The 1,506-nt window shown below is 37.9% G+C and carries 1 protein-coding gene; it reads right to left on the bottom strand.

Annotation, left to right across the window (positions count from 1 at the left end; all coding sequences use genetic code 11):
- Positions 1-1,082: BaiN/RdsA family NAD(P)/FAD-dependent oxidoreductase (locus tag ACO6HM_RS12360; RefSeq protein ID WP_485391322.1), on the bottom strand; the 1,082-nt coding region annotated here is incomplete at its 3' end.
- Between the last annotated feature and the right edge of the window lie 424 nt (positions 1,083-1,506).

The following is a 1,506-nucleotide window of genomic DNA, read 5'->3' as shown; positions in this document are numbered from 1 at the left end:
GATAGCGTTCCCTCTGCCTGAAACTCCACATTTTTTAAAAGCCTAGCAAAGTCCTCAAGCTTTTTCTCTGGTATTTGCTTTAGCTTCTCTCCATCCGAAATTCCTGCAAGCTTCAAAATATAGTCAGATAGTCTCTTAGGAAGCTCTGATTTAAGGTAGCTCTTTAGCTCCTTTTCTCCGTTAGTTCTTGCCATGATTCTAAGCTCATCCAGGATTTCATCCTTTGATTTTTGCTGAAGAAGATCGAGGCTAAGTCTTACGGTTTCTAGCCCATCTTTTCGCATTATGCTATTAACAAAGCCAGAGCACCTTAGCGCAATAGAACCTGATAGGCCAAAATGCGTGAAAATCAAATCCCCTTCGTGACTTGATGCAAGTTTATTCTTTTTGTTATATACACTGAGCTTTACGTCTTGAAGCGATATCCCACTAAGCTCAGAGAGAAAATCACCGTAGTTTCTGCAAACTATGGGAACCTCTGCTGGATAAATCGGACTTATACTATGTCCTAAAGCCTCCATGAGCGCATAGCCATCTCCATTTGATCCAGTTGAAGAAAATGACTTTCCTCCGCAGGAAACTATTACGCATGGGGCGTAAAACTCCTCACCATGCTTTGTTCTAATGCCTATGGCTTTCCCTTCTCTTTGCAGAATTTCTGTTACAGCACTGCCTGTCTTTATCTTTACACCGTGATTGTTTAACTTGGCTTCAAAGAACTCAACTACGCTCTTTGATGAATCAGTAACAGGGAAAACCCTGCCCTTGTCTTCTACCTTCAGCTTAAGCCCTCCTGATGTAAAGAAATTCATTATATCCTTGTTGTCAAAGCTAGCCATACTGCTATATAAGAACTTTGAATTTACGGGAATCTTCGCAAGGAGCTCATCCCTGCCCTCTGCATTTGTGAGATTGCACCTGCTACCTCCTGTTAGAAGAAGCTTCTTACCAAGAGAATCGTTTTTCTCCAATAAAAGAGTCCTAGCTCCGAGGCTCGCAGCCGAAACTGCTGCCATCATACCAGATGCTCCTGCTCCTATTACTATTACATCAAAGTCTTTGACTTTACTCATTTCTGTCATTTAATCTCCGAATTCAATTTTTCCGTTATCTTTGTTATTTTTTTGACTAAATTGTGATTGAAATATGATGTCAAGGGTACAAAAAATCTAGGCTTTTAGCCACTTACATCATAACTTTTTCTAAAGTGATACGCAATATGTTTTGATCTACGAGCTATGGAATTATGAACTTTGTATCATCTATTACATTATTCGATATGAATTGCGATATGTGATTAGTCTTTTTAATACTAGTTATAAGAAATCAGATTATTAACATCAGCCTATCACAATTGAAACTGTTTTGGTAAACATTTATAATCTAACATGTAGATTATGTATGTGATTTTGTTCATATAACTTTAGTTTTAAAGTAAGAAGGAGGAATTTTATGATTTCATTTATCATGGGTGTAGTACTGCTTATTGCAGGTTACTTTACCTAC

Source organism: Catonella sp. (assembly GCF_057250765.1).
Note: the sequence above shows the minus strand (reverse complement) of the source record. Positions and strands in the feature narration are given on the sequence as shown.